The organism is Haematospirillum sp. H1815, assembly GCF_012102705.1.
GTDB lineage: Bacteria > Pseudomonadota > Alphaproteobacteria > Rhodospirillales > Rhodospirillaceae > Haematospirillum.
In genome coordinates this window covers 403,587-421,566 of record NZ_JAAVTA010000001.1, presented here as the reverse complement: position 1 = coordinate 421,566, position 17,980 = coordinate 403,587, and the positions used below count along the sequence as shown (strand labels likewise).

The following is a 17,980-nucleotide window of genomic DNA, read 5'->3' as shown; positions in this document are numbered from 1 at the left end:
CCCTCTGGAAATGCGTTGGTACAAGGTCTCTTTCTTGAAGAGCAACCTACGGGCAGCAGTAAACATCACGCAATAGCACGGTCGAGCGCATCGCGCAGGCGAGCCAGGCTTTCTTGTTTTCCTAAAAGCTCCATAACCTCAAAGATGGGTGGCGATACGGTTGAGCCAGAGAGTGCAGCCCGTAACGGTTGGGCGACCTTTCCCAGTTTCAACAGTTTCTCTTCTGAATAAACACGCGCAAGCTCTTCCAAGGCCTCTCTCGAGAAAGGCTCTGCACCGTCAAGGCGAACGACCAAATCCTCCAGAACCTGTCGGGCACTGTTGTCATCCAGTTGCCGCGCTGCTTTTTCCTCAAGCGCCAGCGGCCGGGGCTGCACATAGAACAGGGCGGATTGTGCCAGCTCGTTGATCGTTTTTGCCCTTTGTTTCAGGCTGTCCATGGCCCGGAGCAGAAGGTCCTTAGCTTTGTTGTCCAGAGATTGGCGTATCTCTTTCTCAAGGAGCGGAATAATCAGGTCGCACAGGCGGGCATCATCAGCCTGACGGAGGTAAATGCCATTGAGGTTGGTCAGCTTGGCCATGTCAAAGCGGGATGGTGCCCGGCCTACATCGGCAATATCAAACCATTCAATGGCCTGTTGTGTGGAAATAATTTCTTCATCGCCACGGCCCCAGCCAAGACGCAGCAGGTAGTTGCGCATGGCTTCGGGTAAAAAGCCCATGTCACGGTAGGCCTCTGCACCCAATGCGCCATGACGTTTGGACAGTTTTGCACCATCCGGTCCATGGATCAGGGGAATATGGGAAAAGACCGGCAAGTCCCAGCCGCATGCATGATAAAGCTGGATCTGTCGGAATGTGTTTGTCAGATGGTCATCACCACGGATGACATGGGTTATGCCCATATCGTGGTCATCGACAACAACAGACAGCATGTAGGTTGGTGTGCCGTCTGCGCGCAGCAGGACCATATCATCCAGTTGTGCATTGGCAACACGCACTTCCCCCTGAACCAGATCGGATAAAACCGTCTCACCGTTCTGGGGTGCCTTCAGGCGGACAACGGGTTTGATGCCGGCTGGCGCATCTGTTGCGGGGCGGTTACGCCAGCGACCATCGTAACGCATAGGCAGCCCGGCGGCTTTTTGCTCGTCTCGCATGGCTGAAAGCTCTTCCGGAGAGCAGTAGCAGTAATACGCCTTACCCTGCTCCACGAGCATGTGGGCAACTTCAGCATGCCTTTGGGCTTTGGAAAACTGGAAGACAGGCTCCTCATCCCAGTTCAGCCCCAGCCAGCTCAAACCGTCAAAGATGGCGTCAACGGCATCCTGGGTTGAGCGGGCCCGATCAGTGTCTTCAATCCGGACAAGAAATTTTCCGCCGTTATGTCTGGCGTACAGCCAGTTGAACAAGGCTGTTCTGGCACCGCCAATATGAAGAAAGCCCGTAGGCGACGGTGCAAATCGTGTAACAACATTCATAGACAAAGCCTAGGTTTGGGGCCAATGCCAAAAAAAGGATCCTATACTGCCCTGCCTCAGAGGCTATTTGCAAGCAGCAGCCCTTCGTAGCATATTCTTTGCGCACTTGCAGCAGGGAGATCGTAAACATGTACGCCCGGACGTGGCTGTCAGCCACGGTGTTCCTTCGTCTTTTCCTTCGCATATCACATGTTTTTGATCAAATTCGTTGGAAAATGGTGGCGGAGCAGGATTGGGGCTTGCCGTGGGGGGCTGTCTTTCTTGCCAGTGGGGCAGGGGTTTACTTCTCTTTACATATAGAACCATCCATATACCTTATCAGTGCGTTGGTATTTATTGCTTTTGTCAGTGCGTGTGTCTTGGCATGGTCTGTTTATGTGCGGCGTGGTTTCTGGATGGGGTGCGCTATTGCCAGCTTGGCTTTTCTGGCTGGTTTTATGTGTGCACAGCAGTCTGCGGTGAGTGTATCCGCCCCGGTCCTGATGCGGGAGGTTCCTCCTGTCATTCTTGAGGGGGTTGTTGTCAGGATCGAGCCATTACCGGTCGGATCCCGTATTCTTCTTGAACATATTGTTATTATGGGATTTAAACCTGAAGATACACCGAATCGTGTGCGTTTGGTCATGCGCAGGGACTTTCACGCATTACCAGGCCAGAGAATACGTCTACGGGCGGGTCTCTTGCCGCCATCGCCGCCGTCTGCACCGGGTAGCTATGACTTTCAGCGTATAGCTTGGTTCGAGAAGATCGGAGCTGTTGGTTACGGTGTCAGTACTCCAGAGTTTATTGGTGAGGATCCGTCTGATTCTGTCTGGGCCTTTACCGAGGTAATGCGCCAACACATTGGCCAGCGACTGAGGGCAGGGATTCCGGGAGATGGGGGGGCTGTTGCTGCAGCTTTGGTGACCGGAGAGCGGCAGGCTATTTCTCCTGCTACAATTGATGCCTATCGCGATGCCGGACTGTCACACCTTTTGGCTATTTCTGGTCTGAATATAGGAATTTATGCCGGAATTATCTTTGTTGTCGTGCGTGGGGGGCTGGCTATGGTACCCGCCGTGGCGTTGCGGTGGGATATCAAGAAATTGGCTGCAGTTTTGGCTCTCTTGGCAACAACTGTTTACCTCTTGATTTCTGGCAGTGGCATTCCGGCTGTACGTTCCTGGATCATGAGCGGGGTTGTGTTGTGTGCCATCGTCTTGGACCGTAAGGCTCTTTCCTTCCGCGTTCTTGCCGTTGCAGCCCTGCTGATTGTGCTCTTCAGGCCTGACAGTATTCTCGGGCCCACTTTCCAGATGTCATTTGCCGCTGTTCTGGCTTTGATATCGGGGTATATGATTTTGCAACCACGCCTTACAAACTGGCGTGCCCGGTCGGGTGGTCCAGTGTCGGCGGCCTGGCGATCAGGCGCAGTGTATGTGTTTGGTATTGTTTCTTCCACTCTTTTGGCAACTGTTGCAACGGCTCCATACGCCATTTATCATTTTCACCGTCTTCCTCTTTATGGCCTTCTGGCCAATCTGGTTGCTGTGCCTGTGACAGCTGTCTGGATCATGCCTTGGTTGGCTCTGGCCCTGGTTCTGATGCCGTTTGATATGGAAGCATTGGCCTTGATGCCCTTGGCGTGGGGCGTGGATCTTGTCCGGGAGCTTGCTATTCTTATCTCAGCTCTCCCGCATGCCAGCCTTCATATCCCACCTATGACATTGACTGCCTTGGTTTTAGCAACTCTGTCAGGTTTCTGGCTTTGCGTTTGGCAAGGTGCATGGCGTTGGTGGGGGGTGCCTGTTTTGCTGGTTTCGCTCATGTCGCCTTGGGTATGGCGGGATATTCCACAACTTGTTGTCAGCGGAGACGCGAGGGTAATCGCCGTGAGTGACGGGGAAGGGTTGATCCTTTTACCTGGACGTTCCGGTCGTTTTACCCGTTCCACATGGCTGGAGAGGTGGGGACAAAGTTCGGAAAGTTGGGATCGCTGGAGTACGGGTGAAAGGCCTTGGCGCTGTGACCCGTATGGTTGCTTGTATCGGCATGGTGGGTATCGTCTTGCACTTGCCTATCGTGAAGAAGCGATCCTTGAAGACTGTAGCCAAGTGGACGTTATTATAACGCCCCTGAAGGTTTCATCAAACTCTCCCTTGCGAAGCAGATGCAACGCAAATCGCTTTATCGATGGCTGGACTCTTGAGCGGGCAGGGACTCATGTTTTCTATTTTGATAATACGGGCATACAGGTTCGTACGGTCGTCGATGATCAGGGGCAAAGGCTATGGAGCCATTCGCAACGCCCGGCGTTACAAGCTAAGGAAGACGAAACGGAAGCTTCTGTGCCAATGGTGGATGTCTTCTGATGCCCTGTTTTTCATCTAGTAGCTTCTCAGGAGTCCAACCAGCTGTCCCTGTACCGTAACCCGATCCGGGCCAAATATACGTGTCTCATACGTACGGTTGGCGGGCTCAAGTGCGATTGCATTACCCTTGTGGCGCAGACGTTTGAGGGTGGCTTCTTCGTTATCAACCAACGCAACAACGATAGTGCCGTTTTCGGCTTTCTCGCAGCGCCGTATGATCACGGTATCACCATCAAGAATGCCGGCCTCTATCATGGAATCGCCCTCCACGGTAAGGGCATAGTGATCTCCTCCCGACAGAATGGAGGCAGGAACTTCCACTAGGCTTGTTTGATCACATAGTGCTTCGATTGGTGTTCCGGCAGCAATCTTGCCATAGAGGGGGAGTTGTACAGCCTCGCTGTTACCAGGAATGGGAATTCCTGAGAGGGGTTTCCCGAAGTTGCTGCGAACATGACTGATTGTCCGCACTGTTTCGTCAGGGCGTCCTTTTATTCCTGCTTGCACAGATGATTTCTCGGGCATGCGTATGACTTCAAGTGCTCTGGCACGGTGAGGTAGGCGCCTGATAAAGCCTCGCTCTTCCAATCCCGTAATCAAGCGATGAATGCCAGACTTTGACTGTAGTCCCAAGGCATCCTTCATTTCGTCAAAAGATGGAGATACCCCATTCTCGCGTAGCTTGAGATCAATAAAGCAGAGAAGCTGGTGCTGTTTTTTTGTAAGCATGGACCCCACCCCACCCAGCGCTGCAGGCGCCAGCCAAGATATCAGAAGAACGATGATATGTTCTACTTTAGTTCTTTCTCCAGGTCAACGCCAACAGGCTGGATGTGAGAAGAGGTTTTACGATATCATGCGACAGCAAGCCTCAGTGTAGCAGCCTCAACATCGTTCTGGCGCATCAAGCTTTCACCGACAAGGAACCGTTTTGCTTCTGACTTTGCCATTCTGTCGAGATCTGCTTTTTGTTTCAGTCCACTCTCTGAAACAAGGGCGCGGTCTTTACCAACCATGGCGGCCAATGCCTCGGTTGTTTCCAGATTGGTTTCGAGGGTTCGCAGGTTACGGTTGTTGACACCGATCAATCCTGATCGCGTATGAAGCAAAGCGCATTCCATCTCAGATTCATTATGGACTTCAATCAGGGCATCCATTCCCAGCGACAGGGCCAGTGCCTCCATATCTGCCATCAAGGCTTTATCCAGTGCTGCCACAATCAGCAATACACAGTCCGCTCCCAAGGCACGGGATTCAACGATCTGCCATGGATCAAGCATAAAGTCTTTGCGCAGGACAGGGAGGGAGCAAGCGGCGCGGGCCGCAACCAGATAGGCATCCGATCCTTGGAAGAAGGGAACATCTGTCAGAACAGAGAGACATGATGCCCCACCTTTTTCATAGGCTTTGGCCAGTGCAGATGGATCAAAGTCGGGGCGTATCAATCCACCGGACGGTGATGCTTTCTTGATTTCACAAATCAGACCATAGCGTCCTTGCTCCACATGTTGGTCCAAGGCTTTGGCAAAGCCACGGGCCGGGTCTGCTGCTGTAGCCTTGTCTTCCAGGTCACGCAGGGAAAATTTCTTCTTCCTTTGCTCCAGATCCAAACGGGTTTGTGCGCAGATGCGTTCGAGCACGTCACTCATACATTGACCTCACGCACGCTGACAGAGTGATGCGATCCATAAAGGCGCACCAATGAAGCCAGTATGCTGGATGCCTTGCCGTTGTCGATTGCGCGACAAGCCAGTTCAGCTCCCTCGCGCAAGGTATTGACCCTTTCGGCTGTCACAAGCGCTGCTGCTGCATTCAGAACCACAATATTACGGAATGGACCCGGCTCACCTCCCAGTATTTTGCGGATCATTTCCGCGTTGTGTTCGGGGGATCCGCCTTTCAGTTCAGCCAAAGTTGCCCGCGGCAGGCCAGCATCCTCCGGAACAATCTCAAAGCACCGTACATCACCATCCCTGAGTTCGGCAGCATAGGTTGGGCCTGTCGTTGTTACTTCGTCCAGGCCGTCGTGACCGCATACGACTGTTGCCCGCCTGAGCCCCAGCTTTCCCAAACAGTGGGCAACCGGTTCAAGCCATTTGCGATCAAATACACCCATCAGCTGATAATCAGCACTGGCAGGATTGGTCAGCGGCCCAAGGAGATTGAAAATCGTCCTGACACCAATTTCCCGGCGTGCGGGGGCAACATGCTGCATGGCCGAATGGTGGCGAGGAGCCATCATGAAACCAATTCCAATCGTGTGCATGGCCTTTTCGACAACTGTGAAATCGGCGTCCAGATTCAGGCCAAGTGCGCACAGAACATCCGCAGATCCTGAGCGCGACGATGCAGCGCGATTGCCGTGCTTGGCAACAGGAACCCCTACCGCAGCGACAACAAGGGCCGCAGCGGTAGATATATTGTAGGTTCCGCTGCCATCACCACCGGTTCCGACAATGTCGATGGCGCCGGGCGGAGCCTGTATCCGCACAGCATGAGAGCGCATTGTCCTGGCCGCTGCTGTTATTTCATCAACGGTCTCACCTCTCAGGCGCATGGCCATCAGGAAGGCACCGATTTGGGCAGGGGTAGCTCGTCCTGACATGATGACATCAAAAGCCTCGGCGGCCTCTTCTGAAGATAGAACCTCGCCATCAGCCAAGCGCGGCAGAAATTTTCCCAGTCCTCCGCTCATGGTTCAGGCGGCCCTTTCATTGCAAGTATAACCAGCTATATTCAGAAAATTACGAAACATATCATGGCCATGTTCGCTGGCGATGCTTTCCGGATGGAACTGAACGCCATGGATTGGCATGGTGCGGTGCGACAGGCCCATAATCAAACCGTCTTCAGTTTGTGCCGTGATTTCAAGGCAGTCCGGCAGAGAATCGCGAGCGACCAAAAGAGAGTGGTAGCGCGTAGCCCGGAAGGGATTGGGCAGGCCTGAAAAAAGCCCTTGCCCGGTATGATGGACAGGGGAAATCTTGCCATGCATTGGCTCCGGTGCGCGGACAACACGCCCTCCAAAAACTTGGCCTATGGCCTGATGCCCTAGGCATACCCCCATGACCGGAACCTGTCCGGCAGCCTTTTCAATCAGCTCCAGGCAAATGCCGGCCTTGTCAGGGTCACATGGTCCGGGTGACAGAACAATCCCCCTTGGTCGCCACGCCATGACATCCTTGGCTGTTACAGCATCGTTACGCACAACTTTTGCTTCCACCCCCAGCTCTGCCAGATAATGCCAGAGATTCCAGGTGAAGCTGTCGTAATTATCGATTAAAACCAATGGCATGACTGTCTGTTCCGGAGATTGGGACTGCACGTCTGTGGGCATTTTTTTGTTACGCTATGCTAATCAAGATACAAGCACACAATGTGGTTGTGCATTTCATTTCTGTTGACCCGTATCCCTGCCTGTTATTACGAAGGGATAGCTTCTGACATGCCTGCTGCACGTCGCTCGTTCTTGGTACATCGTGCCCGGAGAGATGTCTATGGATTCTCGTCGCACCCAGGTTGCATCGTTTGCCGGTCATATCGGTCTTTCCATACAGGGGATGACCTGTGTTGCCTGCGCGTCACGTCTTGAGAAAGTCTTGTCTAGGCTGGAGGGTGTGGAGCATGCAAGTGTCTCGTTCCCTCTGGAGCGGGCCGATATCTGGATTAGTTCCTCATTTGCCGGTGGGCAGGAGGCGCTGCGCCAAGCGGTTCGTGATGCCGGCTTTATTCCCGGAGACCTGCCCGAAACGGCGGCGGGATTTCGGGCCTATGAGCATGACAAAAAACAGCGACAGCGCCGTGAGCTTGTTCTTCTTGTTGGTGTTGGACTGCTTTCTCTTCCCCTTGTCGCTGATATGGTTTTGCACCTGCTGTCTTCTTCATGGCGTGTTCCTGTATTGATACAGGCGGTATTGGCGACCGTTGTGCAGATAGCCGGAGGAGCCCGTTTTTATCGTGGGGCTTGGTCTGCCCTGAAGAAGGGGTATGCCACAATGGATTGCCTTGTGGCCCTTGGAACATCTGCTGCGTGGGGTCTGTCTGTCCAAAGGGTCATATGGGGCGCCGGGGGACATCACCAGGACTTGTACTTCGAGGGATCTGCGGTGGTTATTACCTTGGTGCTTCTTGGTAAGTGGCTGGAGGGAAGGGCACGTGACGCATCCGGTGCAGCACTGCAGTCCCTGATGAAGCTGCGTCCTGATGAGGTGTGCGTCCATATACCGGACAAGGGGCTTTACATGTTGCCCGCCGCACAGGTGATTCCGGGAATGGTGGTTTGCGTTCGTCCGGGCGAGAGAATACCGGTTGATGGATGTCTTGAGGAGGGAGCGGGCGATGTGGATGAATCCCTTCTGTCCGGTGAGAGTATGCCGGTATCAAAACGCGTTGGTGATACGGTTGTCGGGGGCTCCCTGAATATCAATGGTGTTCTGAGAATTCGCGCACAGGCCGTTGGGACAGAGTCTGTGCTGAACCGCATCATTCATCTTGTCGAGACAGCCCAGGCTTCAAAGCCACCTGTGCAAGCTTTGGTGGATAGGATTTCAGCGATTTTCGTCCCTTGCATTATGGCCCTTGCCTTGATGGCCATTACGGGGTGGTGGGTGATTGCCGGGAATCTCGAGGTGGGAATGATCGCGGCAATTTCGGTGCTGGTGGTTGCCTGTCCTTGTGCACTGGGCCTTGCGACGCCAACGGCACTTGTCGTCGGCACATCTGTTGCTGCCCGCCATGGTGTTCTTCTGCGTGATGCGGCGGCGCTCGAGAAGATAAGCACGCTCTCTACCGTTGTTATGGACAAGACAGGAACCTTGACGGAAGGTCGGCCGGCGGTGGTTGATCGTCTTGCTGATGATCCTGACGGCATGCTGACTGTTGCTGCCAGCCTTCAGCAGGGGAGCCTTCATCCCCTTGCCCGTGCTTTTGTGGAAAAGGCACAGGAGGAAGGGTGTGAGATCGCAACTGTTACAGACTGGATTGAAATGCCCGGCTTGGGTATACGCGGAAAAATTGGCGGGCGCGGTTGGATTCTGGGATCATCGGTCTGTATGCAGCAGGAAGGCAAGGAATGCGAGCCATGGCAGGAGTGGGCCGATCTTCGGAGAGATAAGGGGCAGACCTTGGTATGGCTGGCCCCGGATGATGGTCCGGTAGCAGCTGTCTTCGCTTTGGCAGATCGTATTCGTCCTGAAGCGCCGGGGGTTGTTCAGTGGCTGAAGTCCCGTGGTTTGGATGTTGTGATGTTGACAGGCGACAGCATGCGCTCTGCCCGCTCTGTTGCCATGGCTGTTGGAGTTTCCAACGTCTATGCCGAGACGCTACCCCAACAGAAAGCGGACGTTATCACATCTCTCAAAACGGCAGGGTATGGCGTTGGCATGATTGGCGATGGTCTCAATGATGCTCCTGCGCTTGCGATGGCTGATGTTGCGATTGCAATGGGCTCGGGTGTTGATGTTGCCATGGAATCATCGTCTGTTGTCTTGATGCGCGGTGATATTGCCCTGTTGCCATACGCTTTTGCGATTGCTGAAGCAATTCTGGGCAGAATACGCCAAAATCTTTTTTGGGCTTTTGTATATAACATCTTGGCTGTTCCAATGGCTGCTGCGGGTCTTCTTGACCCGGTGATTGCCGGGGCAGCCATGGCTTTTTCCAGTGTCAGCGTTGTCTTGGGCTCGCTGGCGCTGTTGCGCTGGAATCCTCCCGATTTATCCCGCGGATGACATACCGGGATAGAACAGGGGTGGCACCTTGAATCCTTGGCACGTATACTGCCCCCCTTCATAATAGAGTAAAGACAAAACAGGATCAGGACCTTGCCAAAGCAGCGCCTTTCGCGTACCGGACCAACGCGTTCCAAGGTTTCGTCTTCCAGAAAAACCGTACGAGGGCGAAAGGAGAGGCGTGGTGCCCGGAAAGGGGCAGGCAGCTTGAGCGGGCATTTATCTTTCTTCCGTTCTCTTGACAAAATCTCTCGGCGTCCTGCGATATTTGGTGGCATGGTTGCTGTTATACTGGTTCTGGCTGTCGTTATTGGCTTGGTGATCGGGCATATTTACCGTTCTGCTTCGCCTGTATTTTTAGCTGCTCAAGGCAGTGATCCCATCGGGGTTATGGCAGATAACATAACCCATGGCCGGGATCCGTTGTTTGCAGAACGAGCTGATGCCCCTTTGCAAGGCGTTTCACCTTTGGCGGAACCAGAAGCGTACTCAGATCAGTGGCGTTCTGCCCCACGTGAAGCGTCGCCAAAGCCATCGCCAAATACGTCTGCAGCAGACAGTGCGGTTGTCCCGTTGTTGCCTGTGCCTCATTCTGTCAAGGAGAAGGCTGCGTTACCACAAACACGGAAGCCTGAAGTAAAAACCGCATCTTTGCCTCCTGGCTCTTCTTACCCTGCATTACCACACTCCACTGTCTTTGTTGCTATTGTCATTGACGATATGGGTGTTGACCAAGTTCGAAGTCGGCGTGTTATTGATTTGCCGGGACCGTTAACGACATCTTTTCTTACGTTTGCGCATGACCTGAAGCATCAGGCGCGTTCTGCTGCTGCTGCCGGGCACGAGTTGATGATGCATATGCCGATGGAGCCGAAGGGAAAGGTATCTCCTGGTCCCGATGCATTGCTTGTTCGCATGGGTAAAGAAGAGATTGCAAGCCGGGTACACAACATGTTGGACCGTATGGAAGACTATGTTGGTATCAATAATCATCAGGGAAGTAAGTTCACAGAAAATGAGGCCGGTCTTAAGGTTGTGATGACGGCCTTGAAGCAGCGAAGGCTATTCTTTCTTGATTCCCGCACCAGTGGGCAAAGTGTCGGTGGTCGCATTGCAGAGGAGGAAGGTGTGCGTACCATTGATCGCGATATTTTTCTCGATCATGAGAACAGGCCGGGTTATGTCGAGAAACAATTGGCACTGACAGAGGATTTAGCCAAGAGGCGTGGATACGCCATAGCCATCGGTCACCCGCGCGATGCTACCATAGGGGCCTTGCGTCGCTGGTTGCCAACTCTTTCCAGCAAGGGTATTGCCTTGGTTCCTGTGTCGACACTGATTGACATGCGTTACGGAACCCCGGCGGCCGATCTAATCAAACCGAAGAGAGCAGGTAATGGCTGAGGTTACAATAAAGATTTCCGGTATGACGTGCACTGGCTGTGTCCGTACTGTAGAAAAAGCCGTTATGAGCATTCCCGGTGTGACCTCGGCTCGCGTTGATCTGTCGCGCCAAGAGGTAACTTTTGAGGCCGAAGAGGCTCTACAGCTTTCCGCTGTGCAAAAAGCTGTAGAGCAAGCAGGATTCGATATTCAGGCAGACTAGGTATTCCATATGGAAAGAGCGTGTCAGATGTAGGCTTGCTCTTCTGCTCTGGACAGAGATTCTCCTGCTGTCTGTGCAGAGCGCACAAGCGCCATCGCCTTGTTGATGCACTCCTCATATTCGCTGTCAGGGTTGCTATCAGCGACAATGCCGGCACCAGCCTGTATAATCAATTCACCGTCCTTGATCAGTCCAGTCCGCAGTGTAATACAGGTATCAAGCTGCCCATTTGCCGAGATATAGCAAAAAGCACCGGCATAGAAGCTGCGTTTCTCGCTTTCCAGTTCATCAATAATTTCCATGGCCCTGACTTTCGGGGCTCCCGATACTGTTCCGGCTGGGAAACCGGCCATGAGTGCGGCAATGGCATCATGGTTGTCTGCAATCTGTCCTTCGACATTGGAAACGATATGCATAACATGCGAATAGCGTTCGACAGACATTTTCTGGGTTACGCGAACGGTCCCCGGGCGTGCAACACGCCCAACATCGTTCCGCCCAAGATCCAGAAGCATCAGATGTTCTGATATTTCCTTCGTATCCGAAAGAAGGTCCTCTTCCAGCTGCTTGTCTTCTTCTGGCGTTGCGCCGCGTTTTCGTGTCCCAGCCAAAGGACGAACCGTTACAGTCTTGTCATGGAGGCGGACGAGTATCTCCGGGCTGGAGCCAACCAGTGAGAATTCACCTTGGTCAAAAAAGAACAGGAACGGGGAGGGGTTCGTGCGGCGCAGAGCTCTGTAAAAAGACAGAGGTGATGTTTTGAGCGGGATACGGAAGCGTTGCGACAGAACAACCTGAAAGACATCGCCATTTGCAATATATTCCTTTGCCCGTTCCACCATGCCCCTGAATTGTTCCCGCGTTGTGTTAGAGGTTGGAGCAAGGGGTTTGTTATTGGCCTGCAGACCTTCTTTCCAGACTGCGGTGGCTTCCGTAGCTGGTTTTTGCAAACGTGCAATGGCCTCATTGATACGGCCCATGGCTGCTTCAAACACGTGTTCCGCAGACATCGCACTATTTGGCCTGACAGGCGTTATGATTGTCAGGACATCACGCGCATTATCCAGAACAGCCATGATCGTTGGCCTGATAAAAAGGCTATCCGGTATGCCAATGGTATCGGGGTTCGGATTGGGAAGCTTTTCAGCCAGCCGGACCATGTCATACCCCATATAGCCAGCCAAACCGGCTGACATTGGGGGCAGGTGGTCCGGAAGATCAATGTGGCTTTCTTCGATAAGGCGACGCAGTGATTCCATTGCCTCTCCGTCATGCGTAAAGCAGTTGGGAGCAAGATTGGCTGTGCGGTTAACTTCGGCACTTCCGGACAGGCTGCGCCAGACAAGATCAGGGTTGAGGCCCATGAAGGTATAACGCCCCCTGATAGCTCCACCTTCGACGGACTCCATGATAAAGGCGAGGGGATCTGACTGCTTCAGCTTGATAAAGACGGACAGGGGGCTGTCCATGTCGGCGGATATGCTGCGCCAGAGAACCTGTGCTTTTCCAGCCTTCCAAGAGGACTCAAACGTCTGGAATGACACATTGGTTTGCATGGCGCGCAAGACTCCTTGTAAGGGAACTGTACGGGGCCTTGTTCTAGAAGCCCCGTACGCGCCAGCGGTTAAAGCATGCTGTGTGATTTATGGCAACAGGTTGTTTATAACGTCTTGATTGACATGCATGCCGTAACGGTCAATGAGAGTATCAGTAATGATTCTGGTTACATCGTTGACCAAGGCAGAATGTACATTGTTCTGCACGGTCGCTACGCCATGGCCATCTTTGCTTGGATCTGGGGGTCTGATCATGTCTACGCGCAGGACGTAGGCGTTTTGATCATCTTTTATCACGGCTGCTGTTCCGGTCGGCAGGGTAAAGAGGGTCTGCACAATCTGTGGAGGCATGGGGTTGTCTGTCTTGTTGACTTGCCGTCCGTCCCGTCCAATTTCCGATATCTTGCTGGCCGTTATACCGCGTGCCTTGTTAATAATGTCGTGCGGCGCTTTCCCGGATGTCAGTTCGGCTGCGAGTTGTTCTGCCATAGCAGCGGCAGCAGTCTTTTGTGCATTTTTCTTCCACAAGGCATCAACTTTTTCCCGTACCTCCTGGAATGGCTGGATTGTCTGCGCATGAACGGCGTTGACCTTCACAACAAAAGCGCCGCCATCCACGTGAATCAGGCGGCTTTCCTCGCCCTGACCCAACGCAAATGCTTCTTTGAGAACATCTTCTTCAAGATCGGCTGGCAATAGGCTCGACCCATCAGCCGCAATTGAAACAGCTTCTATAAGCTTGATGCCGAACGTGTCTGCAATCTCCTTGTGGCCTTTACCGGAGGCAAGGCTATCCTCAATGCGCTGTGCGACATCATAGAATCCCTCGGCAGCTTTTTCACGCTTCAGCTGGGCTTTGATATCTTCTGATACAGATTCAACTTGTTTTGTCTGTGCTGGAACACGGGGCCCAGCAGAAAAGACATGCCACCCCACAGCTGACTGAACTGGTTGGGACACCCCATTCCCGGGCAAGGACCAGACGGCGGCTGCAATATCCTCGGGCAGGCTATTTTTGGTGATGAGCCCCATATCCAAAGGCTTTCCTGATCCGGTGTTGATCGCGGCATCGGCAAGGCTTGAACCGGCCTCTACCTGCGACAGGATATGTTTGGCGGCATCTTCGGTTTCGACAATGACCTGCGTAACCGGTCTGCTCTCTGGGGTCGTAAAGAGGTCCTGGTTTGTACTATAATATTTGGCAATATCCTCGTCACTAACCGTTATTCTGCTTTCAAGCATGGTTGAATTCATGATGAGAACAGAAAGATCCCGTGTCTCAGGCACTGCAAACACACCTTTATTCTCTTCGTAGAAGGCGTGCAGAGCGCTGTCATCCGGTCGAACTGCCACGTCCTGTGCAGCTGCACTGATTTGCAGGACATAGGCGTCGCGGCGTTCCTCGCGAATGCGGTATAATGCCTCTGCCATTTTGAGTGGTGTCACAATGCCGCTGGTCAAGGCATCCTCAAGGCGGGCGCGAACCAAGTCCTTGCGGGCCATGTCAAGCCAGCCTTGTTCTGTCAGGTTATTGGCAGCCAGAACTTGGTTGAAGCGTACACGGTCAAATGCACCCTCAGCATTTTGGAAAGCCGGCTGCTGTATGGTTACTTCCCTCAGGGCAGTGTCAGAAACGACAATACCAAGATCACGTGCCAGCATTTCTTGTGCGGCGGAGGCTGAAAGCGACGAGACAGTGCTTTCTATCAGGCCAATCTGCCGGGCTGCATCAGCGTCAAAGCCCGGGCCAAAGATCTGACGGAGCCTGTCCATCTGGCGCGCCAGTTGGTCCTTGAGCATAAGGCCGCTGATTTCGATATCACCTACCGTGAGGGCAGGCTTGTTATTGGCTCTGGAATTGACAACATCCCCGATCCCCCAGATGCCAAAGCTGAGAATTAGAACAGCAAAAAGAATTTTCGCCACCAGAGAGCCGGTAGATTTGCGCAGCGCATCAAGCATGTTTTTTCCTGGTTCAGTCCAGAGTGACATCGGGGAGCATATGATAAGCATACCATGGCGTACGGGCAACCGGCATCCTGGATCGATCGTGATGTTGAGTATGGAAATTTTCTTTTCAAACCCATTTTCTGGCGTGTTCGTTCATTGGAAAGGCGCTTCCAACGTGTTAGACAAGGGCAGCTTTTGTTTGCTCCGTTGTGTGCGGAATCAAGCGGGTGTATCTCAAGAAGGTAAGGAGCCGAGCCTATGGGTCAGAAGCGCCTTTTGATTGCCGGAAACTGGAAAATGAACGGTCTGCGTGCTGATGCGGAGCTTATGGCGGAGGGCCTTGCATCCCGTTGTCATGCCATAGGCAATGTTGCGGTTGACATTGCGCTTTTCCCCCCGTCAACCCTGCTGGACTACATGGCGCGTGCCCTTGATGATACGCTTGTAGCCATAGGGGGGCAGGATTGCCACCGTGCCGAGAAGGGTGCCTTTACCGGTGATCTGTCGGCTTGGATGCTGCGTGATGTTGGTGCTTCCCATGTTCTGCTGGGGCACTCCGAGCGGCGTGCGGGGCATGCAGAAAGCAGTGCGCAGGTCAAAGACAAGGCTCAGGCAGCCCAAGCTGCTGGCTTGGTTGCGATTATATGCGTTGGCGAGAACAGCTCGGAAAGGGACAGGGGGGAAACTCTTGCTGTTGTCGGGCGACAGGTGCAGGAGTCGCTTCCGGCCGGCGCAACATATGCCAATACGATCATAGCGTATGAGCCGGTATGGGCCATCGGATCCGGTCAGGTGCCGTCTACGGAAGAGATTGCGAATGTGCATGGGGAGATACGGCGTCTTCTTGTAAAGGCAACTGGGGATGATTCTGGCGCCACACGCATCCTCTATGGTGGTTCTGTGAAGCCTTCCAATGCGGCGGAGATCCTGGGTTTGGGGGATGTTGATGGTGCCCTTGTCGGTGGAGCCAGTCTGATCCTGGATGATTTTTGGGCCATTGTGACTGCTGCGGTCAGATGAATATAAAAAATGGTAATTTGTTCTGGCATCCTGGCGTCAAGGGCATTAAAAATGCCCGTTTGATGATTCAGGCCGTGCGTTGAAATCCCAGATACCCATGTGGGTTGGATACGGATGTCGCAGACCAGCCCTTTGACAGGTTGCACTATCTCATGATTACGGTTGTCCTTGTTATTCATCTTCTGATTGCCATGGCTCTTGTAGGCGTCATCTTGCTTCAGCGTTCCGAGGGAGGTGCTCTTGGCATCGGCGGGAATGCGGGCTTTGTCTCGGGGCGTGCGGCGGGTAACATTCTGACCCGTGCGACAGCTCTTTTGGCTGTTGCATTCTTTTCAACCAGCATGATTCTGGCTGTTCTGGCGGGTGGGAACCGGGCTGATTCCATTCTGGATGCTCCGGGGCAACCTGCTTCTGCGCCGTCTGGTCAGGCTTCGGGTGAGCCTTCGGTCCCCCTTCCTGAGTAAAGTCACAGTGTGGCAGGCGCCCCGTTTTGTGCCGGGATTTTCGGGCATTATTCCCTTGAGGCCCTGTTCTGGTCAGTAGGCGGCTCTGCGTGTTGACTGTATGCAGTACCGGACTTTGTTCCGGTGCCTGTCGATCTGGGCTTCTGCGTCGTTTTTATTTTGAAGGCAAGAGTTAGCGGACCATGACCCGTTTTATTTTCATTACAGGCGGTGTAGTTTCTTCCCTTGGCAAGGGGCTTGCCTCTGCTGCGCTGGGGGCCAGTCTTCAGGCAAGGGGATACAAGGTACGGCTTCGCAAGCTTGACCCCTATCTTAACGTTGATCCCGGCACCATGAGTCCGACCCAGCACGGCGAGGTTTATGTCACGGATGACGGCGCGGAGACTGATCTTGACCTTGGTCATTATGAGCGCTTTACAGGCGTCGCATCGCGTCGTTCCGACAACGTAACTGCGGGCCGTATCTATCGTACCGTGCTAGAGAAAGAGCGTCGGGGCGATTATCTGGGGGGAACTGTTCAGGTTATTCCCCATGTTACGGACCAGATTAAAACGTTCATCCTGTCTGATCTGACTGATGAAGACTTTTGCCTGTGCGAAATTGGGGGTACGGTTGGTGATATAGAAAGCCTGCCGTTTCTTGAAGCCATTCGCCAGCTGGGTAACGAGCTGGGTCGCGAACGGGCGATGGTGATTCATGTCACCCTTTTGCCCTATATTCCGACAGCTGGTGAGCTGAAGACCAAGCCCACACAGCATTCCGTCAAGGAGCTTTTGTCGGTCGGGATCCAGCCTGATATTCTGATGTGCCGTTCCGATAGGCCTATACCGGAAAGCGAACGTCGGAAGATTGCGCTGTTCTGCAATGTCAACGAAAAGAATGTAATTGCGGCCCTTGATGCTCCCACGATTTACCAGGTGCCGATAGACTATCACGCACAGGGTCTGGATACGCAGGTCTGCCGTCACTTTAGCCTTCCCTGTGATGTCTCTCCGGATCTGGGGCGTTGGCACACAATTGTCGGGCGGGTTACAAAGCCCGAAGGTGTTGTGACGATTGGTATTGTTGGCAAATACACAAGCCTTCTTGATAGCTACAAGTCTCTTTCCGAGGCTTTGGTTCATGGCGGTATTGCCAATAATGTCAAGGTTCAGCTTGAGTGGTTTGATTCCGAGATTTTCGAACGAGAGGATGCTGCGCGTTTTCTTGAGTCCGTTGATGGCATCATGGTGCCCGGTGGCTTTGGAGAACGTGGGGCTGAGGGCAAGATCCGTGCTGCCCGCTTTGCGAGAGAGCATAAGATTCCTTATTTCGGCATTTGTTTTGGTATGCAGATGGCCGTTATCGAATGCGCACGCCATCTGGCCGATCTGCCTGATGCCTCGTCCTCGGAGTTTGGCCCGACCAGTGAGCCCTTGGTTGGGTTGATGACAGAATGGTTGCGTGGCACAGAGCTTGTCAAAAGATCCTCTACCAATGACATGGGAGGAACCATGCGCTTGGGGAGCTATGAGTGTCTTTTGGCAGAGGGTAGCAAGGTACGGTCCATATATGGGCATGAGCGTATTTCTGAGCGCCATCGGCACCGTTATGAGGTGAATGTGCATTACCGTGAGCAGCTTGAAGCAGCGGGTCTGCGTTTCTCTGGGCTTTCTCCGGATGGCTTGTTGCCGGAAATTGTTGAGTATCCAGATCATCCGTGGTTCATTGGTGTGCAGTTTCACCCGGAGTTGAAATCCAAGCCTTTTGACCCACACCCACTATTTACATCCTTTATTCAGGCTGCGGTTACAAAGTCCCGTTTGGTTTGATGGATTGTGTAG

At 53.3% G+C, this 17,980-nt stretch carries 14 protein-coding genes; 7 read left to right on the top strand and 7 right to left on the bottom strand.

The genetic code is table 11. The features are described from left to right. Positions 1-65: 65 nt before the first annotated feature. The gene (gene gltX, locus HEQ60_RS02010; protein ID WP_168068935.1) at positions 66-1,481 is read right to left on the bottom strand and encodes a glutamate--tRNA ligase; all 1,416 of its coding nucleotides are present in this window, start codon (positions 1,479-1,481) and stop codon (positions 66-68) included. Positions 1,482-1,609: 128 nt separating this feature from the next. Here gltX and HEQ60_RS02005 point away from each other — a divergent pair, with 128 nt between their 5' ends. After that, a complete protein-coding gene (locus tag HEQ60_RS02005; RefSeq protein ID WP_168068933.1) occupies positions 1,610-3,832 on the top strand; it encodes a ComEC/Rec2 family competence protein in 2,223 nt (740 codons plus the stop codon). Positions 3,833-3,847: 15 nt separating this feature from the next. Here HEQ60_RS02005 and lexA read toward each other — a convergent pair whose 3' ends face one another. From lexA to HEQ60_RS01985, 4 genes are all read right to left on the bottom strand, one after another. Continuing rightward, positions 3,848-4,561 (bottom strand): transcriptional repressor LexA, encoded by a 714-nt coding sequence (gene lexA, locus HEQ60_RS02000; RefSeq protein WP_168068931.1) that lies wholly within the window; start codon positions 4,559-4,561, stop codon positions 3,848-3,850. 125 nt (positions 4,562-4,686) lie between these two features. Continuing rightward, complete coding sequence (gene trpC, locus HEQ60_RS01995) at positions 4,687-5,481, bottom strand: indole-3-glycerol phosphate synthase TrpC (RefSeq protein ID WP_168068929.1); 795 nt, start codon at positions 5,479-5,481, stop codon at positions 4,687-4,689. Then, positions 5,478-6,527: an anthranilate phosphoribosyltransferase gene (trpD, locus tag HEQ60_RS01990; protein ID WP_168068927.1), complete on the bottom strand. Its 1,050-nt coding sequence runs from the start codon at positions 6,525-6,527 to the stop codon at positions 5,478-5,480. The genes trpC and trpD overlap by 4 nt, the downstream gene beginning before the upstream one ends. Before the next feature lie 3 nt (positions 6,528-6,530). Further along, positions 6,531-7,127, bottom strand: a complete 597-nt coding sequence (locus tag HEQ60_RS01985; protein WP_168068925.1) for an anthranilate synthase component II — start codon at positions 7,125-7,127, stop codon at positions 6,531-6,533. A gap of 202 nt (positions 7,128-7,329) precedes the next feature. Between HEQ60_RS01985 and HEQ60_RS01980 the strand changes: the two genes are divergently transcribed. The 3 genes from HEQ60_RS01980 to HEQ60_RS01970 all read left to right on the top strand — a co-directional run bounded on the left by HEQ60_RS01980 (position 7,330) and on the right by HEQ60_RS01970 (position 11,167). Further along, positions 7,330-9,561, top strand: coding sequence for a heavy metal translocating P-type ATPase (locus HEQ60_RS01980; RefSeq protein WP_168068923.1), 2,232 nt, complete (start codon positions 7,330-7,332; stop codon positions 9,559-9,561). A 207-nt stretch (positions 9,562-9,768) separates the two neighbouring features. Next, positions 9,769-10,965 (top strand): divergent polysaccharide deacetylase family protein, encoded by a 1,197-nt coding sequence (locus tag HEQ60_RS01975; RefSeq protein ID WP_168068921.1) that lies wholly within the window; start codon positions 9,769-9,771, stop codon positions 10,963-10,965. Next, positions 10,958-11,167 carry a heavy-metal-associated domain-containing protein gene (locus tag HEQ60_RS01970; protein WP_168068919.1) on the top strand — a complete coding sequence of 70 codons (210 nt, stop codon included), beginning with the start codon at positions 10,958-10,960 and terminating at the stop codon, positions 11,165-11,167. Before HEQ60_RS01975 ends, HEQ60_RS01970 begins: the two co-directional genes overlap by 8 nt. A 23-nt stretch (positions 11,168-11,190) precedes the next feature. Here the strand turns inward: HEQ60_RS01970 and trpE are convergent, their stop codons facing one another. Both trpE and HEQ60_RS01960 read right to left on the bottom strand, forming a co-directional pair. Further along, positions 11,191-12,723, bottom strand: coding sequence for an anthranilate synthase component I (gene trpE / locus HEQ60_RS01965; RefSeq protein ID WP_168068917.1), 1,533 nt, complete (start codon positions 12,721-12,723; stop codon positions 11,191-11,193). A gap of 87 nt (positions 12,724-12,810) precedes the next feature. Further along, positions 12,811-14,685, bottom strand: a complete 1,875-nt coding sequence (locus tag HEQ60_RS01960; protein WP_168068915.1) for a peptidyl-prolyl cis-trans isomerase — start codon at positions 14,683-14,685, stop codon at positions 12,811-12,813. Between the two features lie 246 nt (positions 14,686-14,931). Here HEQ60_RS01960 and tpiA point away from each other — a divergent pair, with 246 nt between their 5' ends. From tpiA to HEQ60_RS01945, 3 genes are all read left to right on the top strand, one after another. Then, positions 14,932-15,693 (top strand): triose-phosphate isomerase, encoded by a 762-nt coding sequence (gene tpiA, locus HEQ60_RS01955; RefSeq protein ID WP_168068913.1) that lies wholly within the window; start codon positions 14,932-14,934, stop codon positions 15,691-15,693. 152 nt (positions 15,694-15,845) lie between these two features. Beyond that, complete coding sequence (gene secG / locus HEQ60_RS01950; RefSeq protein WP_168068911.1) at positions 15,846-16,157, top strand: preprotein translocase subunit SecG; 312 nt, start codon at positions 15,846-15,848, stop codon at positions 16,155-16,157. Between the two features lie 182 nt (positions 16,158-16,339). Beyond that, positions 16,340-17,968 (top strand): CTP synthase, encoded by a 1,629-nt coding sequence (locus HEQ60_RS01945; protein ID WP_168068909.1) that lies wholly within the window; start codon positions 16,340-16,342, stop codon positions 17,966-17,968. The last annotated feature ends 12 nt before the right edge of the window (positions 17,969-17,980 follow it).